Origin of the sequence: Oceanobacillus polygoni, from assembly GCF_008304605.1 — a bacterium.
Taxonomy (GTDB): Bacteria; Bacillota; Bacilli; order Bacillales; family Amphibacillaceae; genus Oceanobacillus; species Oceanobacillus polygoni.
In genome coordinates this window covers 99,285-106,778 of record NZ_PIJY01000033.1, presented here as the reverse complement: position 1 = coordinate 106,778, position 7,494 = coordinate 99,285, and the positions used below count along the sequence as shown (strand labels likewise).

General features: G+C 36.4%; 9 protein-coding genes and 1 riboswitch. Of the genes, 1 reads left to right on the top strand and 8 read right to left on the bottom strand.

The window, feature by feature from the left end:
- From F1560_RS17145 to F1560_RS17130, 4 genes are all read right to left on the bottom strand, one after another.
- On the bottom strand, nt 1-447 hold a 447-nt coding region (locus F1560_RS17145), incomplete at its 3' end, for a nucleoside hydrolase (protein ID WP_187773759.1).
- Nucleotides 448-690: 243 nt separating this feature from the next.
- Nucleotides 691-792, bottom strand: a riboswitch (purine riboswitch).
- Nucleotides 793-1,213: 421 nt separating this feature from the next.
- Nucleotides 1,214-1,408: a DUF951 domain-containing protein gene (locus F1560_RS17140; protein WP_149475870.1), complete on the bottom strand. Its 195-nt coding sequence runs from the start codon at nt 1,406-1,408 to the stop codon at nt 1,214-1,216.
- Between the two features lie 38 nt (nt 1,409-1,446).
- Nucleotides 1,447-2,346 carry a mechanosensitive ion channel family protein gene (locus F1560_RS17135; RefSeq protein ID WP_149475869.1) on the bottom strand — a complete coding sequence of 300 codons (900 nt, stop codon included), beginning with the start codon at nt 2,344-2,346 and terminating at the stop codon, nt 1,447-1,449.
- Nucleotides 2,347-2,371: 25 nt separating this feature from the next.
- Nucleotides 2,372-3,394, bottom strand: coding sequence for a YkvI family membrane protein (locus F1560_RS17130; RefSeq protein WP_149475868.1), 1,023 nt, complete (start codon nt 3,392-3,394; stop codon nt 2,372-2,374).
- Between the two features lie 89 nt (nt 3,395-3,483).
- On the opposite strand from F1560_RS17130, the gene yyaC reads away from it, so the two are divergent.
- Nucleotides 3,484-4,107, top strand: coding sequence for a spore protease YyaC (gene yyaC, locus F1560_RS17125; RefSeq protein WP_149475867.1), 624 nt, complete (start codon nt 3,484-3,486; stop codon nt 4,105-4,107).
- A gap of 166 nt (nt 4,108-4,273) precedes the next feature.
- Here the strand turns inward: yyaC and F1560_RS17120 are convergent, their stop codons facing one another.
- The 4 genes from F1560_RS17120 to F1560_RS17105 form a co-directional block, all read right to left on the bottom strand.
- Nucleotides 4,274-4,978, bottom strand: a complete 705-nt coding sequence (locus F1560_RS17120) for a DUF554 domain-containing protein (protein ID WP_149475866.1) — start codon at nt 4,976-4,978, stop codon at nt 4,274-4,276.
- A gap of 120 nt (nt 4,979-5,098) precedes the next feature.
- Nucleotides 5,099-5,491, bottom strand: coding sequence for an SRPBCC domain-containing protein (locus F1560_RS17115; protein ID WP_149475865.1), 393 nt, complete (start codon nt 5,489-5,491; stop codon nt 5,099-5,101).
- Nucleotides 5,492-5,780: 289 nt separating this feature from the next.
- Entirely contained in the window at nt 5,781-6,620 is an 840-nt protein-coding gene (locus F1560_RS17110) for a ParB/RepB/Spo0J family partition protein (RefSeq protein WP_149475864.1), read from the bottom strand.
- On the bottom strand, nt 6,601-7,374 hold the full coding sequence (locus F1560_RS17105; protein ID WP_095314007.1) for a ParA family protein: 774 nt from the start codon (nt 7,372-7,374) through the stop codon (nt 6,601-6,603). The genes F1560_RS17110 and F1560_RS17105 overlap by 20 nt, the downstream gene beginning before the upstream one ends.
- Nucleotides 7,375-7,494 lie beyond the last annotated feature (120 nt).

The window sequence follows — 7,494 nt, the reverse complement described above, 5'->3', positions numbered from 1 at the left end:
AAGTCGTTCAATTTTCTCTTCTATTTCAGGATCTTCATCTAATGCACGGGCAAGATCGGTAAGCGGCCCTGTAAATAATAAGGTTGTTTTTTCTTCAGTTGCACGAATCGTCTCTATTAAATGAAGATGTGCAGGCTTGTCCGCCACTGGTGTTACAACTTTTCCAGACTCATTTAAAATTGGTAGTGCATCTACATAAAAAGCGTGCATTCGCCAATCTTTTGGAAAAGGGTTTTTTGCGCGTGAATTTGACTCAGCTACGTCAAGGCCGCCGCTTCCAAAGCGATCAATAATTTTTCGGCTCGCAAACATTGCTGGTTCTAAATAACAATCTGCTGGAATGACTGAAACACCTGTAAGTTCAACAGTGTCCATTTTTAGTAATAAAAATAGCGAAACAAGATCATCAACTCCGCCATCATGATTAAAGTAAATTTTCTTTTTCATTATTTTCTCGATCCCTTCATGATAGATTTTTATAATTTGCTTGGGATTCACCCAAATATTTTCTTGCTGGAACACTCGAATAATATCGCACTTTGTTTCACACTAAAAGCCACCAAAGTTTTCCTAACGTGCCATCTCTCATGATAGCTTATAGACATTTTATAAATATAAAAAATGCTCCGATAGCTACCGGAGCATTGACTAGGGCATGTGTAAATACAAAAGGAAGAATTGATCATTTCTTCCTTTTAACACTTGCCTCGTAGTCAAGCCCTTTACGGCGGCTTGGTAGAAACTTTTGGGCCATATCCCCAATATTATACGACATTATTCTACATTTAATTTGCATTTACAATAATAATATTAATTTATAGTTCCGTCAATTAAATCACGAACATTTCATATTAATTTATAGGATATCATCCGTCTTTTAAAGCGTTTACACTATTATTCTTTTAGATTTCGTAATACTATCTGGATATTCAATCGTAAAACCCAATTTCTCTAAAAAATAATTTGACTCTTTTCAACCACTAAATTCTAATGAGGGTAATTCACCATTTTGACAGGAGTGGTCTTTTACTTATTCATTATTTTATACTTTCTTATCTTTAAAAAGAAGCTTCTCATAAGTTCAATGAACTTATGAGAAGCCTCAATTAAAATCCTCAATGTTAGCATTTCACTTTCATCTTACTAACAAACCTTATAGATCAAGGGGGTCGGTTAGAAATTACATCATGCCGCCCATATATCCACCAAGCCCTTAATTCTCCGCTCTCTCCAACACCCTTTTCAACTTCTTAACAAATTCTCTCCTCGGAATCATGACACTATGATCACAGCCAAGGCATTTAATCCGGATATCCATCCCCATACGAATAATTTTCCAACGATTCTCTCCGCATGGATGGGGTTTCTTCATCTCTACTACATCATTCAAGTTAAATTCTTTCTCCATTTTTGGATCTCCTTTTTTACATCCATTATATCCAAATTTTAATGGCTTTGCCCTCTATTTTCACGTTTTAAGGCTTCTTTTTCTTCCTTTGAATATAAAACAACACGCGGTGATGGAAGTTCAATGCCAGATTTATATAATTTATCTTGAAGCTCCTTCCGAATATTCCGCTCGCCTGCCCACTGAAAACCAGGTAATGTATCGGCAATAACCCGGATAACAAAATGGGAGACCTCTAAATTTTGTACCCCAATAATTTCTGGTGTTCCAACAAGGAAATCATATTTCTCCGGTAAGGTTACTGCAACTTCTTCTATAATCTTTTCAACATCAGCCACATCGCTTTCATATGGAATATTAATATCTACAATCGATAAACCATTATGAACCGAATAATTGACCACCTGTGTTAAATTTCCATTCGGAATGATATTCATTTCCCCCGTCCAGCTCAATACCTTCGTTGTCCGCAGACCAATTTCCTCTACCGTACCCTCTATACCAGCAACAGCCACATAGTCACCAACAGAAAATTGATCTTCAAAAATAATGAAGAAGCCTGAAATAATATCTCGCACAAGGTTCTGTGCACCGAAACCAATTGCTAAACCAAGAACACCGGCACCGGCAAGCAATGGACCAATATCAATATCAAACACACCTAAAATCATAACAATGGCCATAAAGTATACAACATATGCAACAACATTTTTTATTAGCTTCTTTAACGTGTTTTCTCGTCTTTCCGATATACGAATCGGTCCTGTTTGACGATTGACAAATAATTTGTCTACTAGTTTTCTCGTTACTTTAACGATGATCAATGCTAATAAAACAATTAATATTATCTGCAGTGCAGAAGATAACAAAATCCTCCATAGATCTGGACCTGTTATATATTCCCATGCATTTGTTACTTGATCGTTAATTTCTTCCATGTTAAAACCTCCAACTCCAAGCATTCTATCTAACCTTCTCCATTCGTTTCCATATTGGATATAATAATAGTCTTGTCAGTATATACAAATTGAGAATTCCATATAGTGGATAAATCACACGTATTAAAGTAGAGAAACCAAAGGTAGTTAGTGGGATCATAATGACTAATGTAACCATTACAATAAGGAATAACGGCTTTTGAAAATACTGCTGGAGTCGTGTAGCAATTCCAAGTATGCCAGCAGCTGCCGTTGTGAAAATCGCAAACCAAAGCATAACCGACATGAATATCAGTATTTCCATCGGATAATGCTTCAATATCGCAAATAAAGGAATCTCATACAACAAAATCTCTTCTGCAATTTGAATCAGACTATTATTATAAATAAAAGAAATCACACCTAATATCAAGCCGCTGCCAACACAAGCGAAAATAATCTCCCTTCTAGACCGAACCTTGTTTCCAATTGCCCCAAGCACGGCCACAAGCGGAAGTATATTCAGTGCGGTAAATGGAAAAGCAGCCATCCAATTCCGTTGTTCATGCCAGTGTGAAAACAGCGCTAGTTCCTGGTCGATTGTAAACATAATCAGAACAGCGAGCATACCAACAAGCATAATCGGTAAGATGAACTGATTCACCTGCAGTAGCCCATTCACGCCTTTTAAAAATAATAACATGAGTGCGACTACAATAATACCTATACCCCACCAGTAGGAGTAATTAAACGCCTGTCCGGTTGCACCACTTCCAGCAATCATGACAATTGTTGTTGTAAATAAGTATAATAAAATCATAACATCAAATACACCCGTTAACCTAGCACCAACTATCTCCTCTAATACAGGCAAATAGTGCGATGATTTTAATCGATAGCTAATTTCCATAATCACCACACAGCAAATCGAAAAGAAAACACTAAACAAAACAATAGCTAGACTGCTTTCATGGCCAAAAAACTGCCATAACTCTGCCCCAGATGCATAACCAGCACCAATTGTTGTTCCAATGATTAGAAACATCCATTTCAAACCAGCAAAAGCCATCTAATATTCCCCCAATATTTTAACATTCGTATGTATAGAACGGCGAAATAATCCGTATACTATACCAATATGTTTGTGGAGGATAAGCTATGTATCTTAAGAATCGATTTGAGCAACCGATTGAGAATTTCCGTATGCCCTATACGGATTCCGAACTCCCCCTATTAATGTGTGAGAAAATACTATCCTGGTTTCCAGATGCTCCTCGAGAATTTATCATCCTATGTATTGGAACAGATCGATCGACTGGAGATGCACTTGGTCCATTAACCGGAACCTTTCTTCAGGAAACAAAACCGAAGCACCTGCATGTCTATGGGACAGTACACGATCCTGTTCATGCTGTAAACATGCAAGAAGCGATTACCATTGTGAAAGAGAATCATCAAGACCCTTATATTATTGCAATAGATGCTTGTCTCGGAAGGAATTCATCGATTGGTCATATCATTACGGAAAAAGCCCCTTTAAAGCCAGGAGCGGCTTTAAATAAGGCTCTACCAGCTATTGGTGATATGAATATTACGGGGGTCGTTAATATTAGTGGATTTATGGAGCATTCTATTTTACAAAATACGAGATTATCTGTTGTTATTGATATGGCAAAACAAATAACGGATATTTTAGGCAAAATCGATCAGCGGCTTACGTATAATTATTCGCCTGCCGTTGTTATTTCAAAAAAACATCCGATAAAGAAATGGACAGTCTAATTTTTTGAAGATGGTATAGCTCATTATTTTTTAGTTACAATGTTTAAGTCCGAGCTAGCGAGGGGCATCCTCCAAACGATTTTTACAGTATAAACTAAACTACTGGCAACGGAAGTATAGATGGGATCCGCCGCCAGTAGTAAATAATCTATGTATGCATTAATCTCTAAAAGAGCGAGTAAATATAATAAATAACTCCTACCGTCAAAATCGCTGGTAATAAATTACCGATGCGAATTTTTGTGATTTTTAATAAGTTTAAACCAATAGCTACGATTAGTAAGCCGCCAACAGCTGTAACTTCTACAATCAATCCATTTAAAAATTCTTCAGGTAACCATCTCTCAATTTGTGTTGCCACTAGCGCAAGCGCACCCTGGTAGAAGAGAACTGGAATGACGGACAATATCACTCCAAACCCTAATGTCGTTGTCAATACAAGCGCAGTAAAACCATCGATTACACCCTTCGTGATAAGAATCCCATGGTCTCCTCGAATTCCGCTATCCAATGCACCAATGATCGCCATTGCTCCAATACAGAATATTAATGTCGCTGTAATAAAGCCTTGTGCAATACTTGTATCACTATCTTTATTCGTAAATTTACTACCAATCCAAAACCCGAGTCGATTTAATCCCTCTTCCAAATGAATAAATTCACCAATAATTGCACCAGAAAGTAAACTTAATAGGACTATAATAATTTGATCGCCTGCAAACGCCATTTGCAAGCCTATCAATACAACAGCAAGTCCAATACCATGCATAACCGTTTCTTTATATCGTTCCGGTATCTTCGTAAAAAACAATCCAAGGATACAGCCTATAAGTATGAGTGCTCCATTCACTAATGTACCAAATAAAACCATCTCTTTTTCTTCACCATCTTCTATATGTTATGCAACTCAACTTTTATACTAATAAAATAGCTTCCGTTCAAAAAGTGAGCCCGTTTTAAATTCTTTCAGACTAGATAATTTACTTGTTATTCAACAATTTGGTATTTCCTTTCCTTCAACAAGAGCTTTCAAATTCTCTAGTGATGCATCATAGCCTCCTAAATTTGTTGTAACTCTTATTCCATTGCTCTCCTTTACTAGAACAAACGATATAACTGTTTTTTGTGAGTCAAGCTGAAAGGAAAACTCTTGATATGGAATGACTTTCTTAATTGTTAATGTCATAGGAAGCTTATCAGTTAGATTATTATGAGCATTTGGCATTAATGTAAAAAATATTTTTTCTCCAACATTCAAATTTGGTATTTTCCAAGGTGATCCCGGTGCATACCACTGTAGAAGTTTTTTCTCATCCGTAATGGCGTTCCAAATGTTTTCTTTATCCCCATAAATAATAACTGAGCTTTTACCCGTATTATTCATTATTCAGCTCTCCCTCCACTTAATTATCTTTATTACTCGTTCGATTGTTAAATAACATGAATTACGTTTTCATACCACTTTATTGTCAAATATAAATTAAAAAAATCACCAAAAGTCAACCGGTTCAGCATATCTCCAGCCTTACCTATTAAGCTTATTTCTTTAATCTCACGCTATGAAAGTTGATTTTATAAAAAGGAACATAAATGTTTCACGTGGAACATTTCTATTACCTCTCCTAAAATAAAACGAAAGACTGACGTACATACGGTCAGTCTTTCTAAGTGCCCTATTTATTTAAATATTCAATGAGTCGATTTAAATCATCATCCGTATAAAATTCGATTTCGATCTTCCCTTTACGTTTCCCTTTTTGAATATTAACCGCTGTACCTAATCGTTCCCTCAATACCGTCTCTTGCTCTTCTAGAAAAACATCTTTTTTTGGTCTTTCTTTTTTCGCTGGCTGTTTTTCATTCAACTGGATAATTAATTTCTCAACCTGACGAACATTCAGTTTTTCATGACGAATTTTATTCACCAATGGAAATAATTTATCCTTGTCTTTTAAGCCTAAGAGCGCGCGTCCATGCCCCATCGATAACTCACCATTATTAATATAGGCAACAACCTGTTCTGGTAAGGAAAGCAAACGAACCATATTCGCAATATGTGGACGACTCTTTCCTAATCTCCTTGACAGCTCTTCTTGTGTAATTTTTAACTCTGTCATCAAGTTCGCATAGGCATGCGCTTCTTCAATTGGCGTAAGATCTTCACGCTGTAAGTTCTCTAACAGCGCAATCTCCATCATTTTTTCATCCGTTAGCTCTTTGACAATGACTGGGATTGTTTTTAAACCAGCTTCTTTAGCAGCTCGAAAACGTCTTTCACCTACAACAATTTCATAGCCTTTAATACTTTTGCGTGCAACCAAAGGTTGAATAATACCATACTCCAAGATAGACTCTTTCATTTCCTCGATTGCATCCGCGTGAAATGTTTTTCTCGGTTGATAAGGATTTGGTCTACATTCTGTGATAGCAATCTCTTCTATTGAACCAGCTTCTTCTTGCTCGTTTTCATTCAGAAACAAAGCATTAAGTCCTTTACCCAACCCTTTCGCCATTTGCCATCACTTCCCTCGCTAATTCAAGATAAACCTCTGCACCTCGGGATTTTGGATCGTAGCTGATAATTGGCATTCCATGACTTGGCGCCTCTCCTAATCGTACATTCCTCGGTATAATTGTTTTATAGACTTTATCTTGAAAGTATTTTTTAACCTCTTCAATTACTTGAATACCTAAATTCGTTCTTGCATCAAGCATCGTTAGTAATACACCCTCAATCATCAACTGTTTGTTCAAATGTTTTTGAACAAGACGAATCGTGTTAAGCAATTGACTAAGACCTTCCAACGCATAATATTCACATTGTACTGGTATCATAACAGAATCGGATGCAGTCAGTGCATTAATGGTTAACAATCCCAAAGAAGGTGGGCAATCTATAATGATATAATCATAGTTTTCTTTTAAACTTTCAAGTGCCCTTTTCAGACGAATTTCCCTTGAGATAATGGGTACTAATTCAATTTCTGCACCAGCCAATTGAATGGTTGCAGGTATTATATCTAAGTTGCTTATATTTGTCGAAACGATTACCTCTTCTGCAGGCAAATCCTCAACAAGCACATTGTATACACAATTACTAGCGTCTGCTTTATTAACTCCTACCCCACTTGTTGCATTTCCTTGTGGATCTGTATCAACAAGTAAAACTTTATTTCCTAATGAAGCAAGACAAGCACTAAGGTTTACGGACGAAGTTGTCTTTCCAACGCCACCTTTTTGATTTGCGATGGCCAATATTTTTCCCATGTTGACACCTACCTAACTATATACATACTATATTATCACTAAATGAATAGAAGCGACTATCTTTTTTACTTTTTTTTAGAAATTGTAATAAAAGCTAGTAATTTCTCAAGTTAAAATACG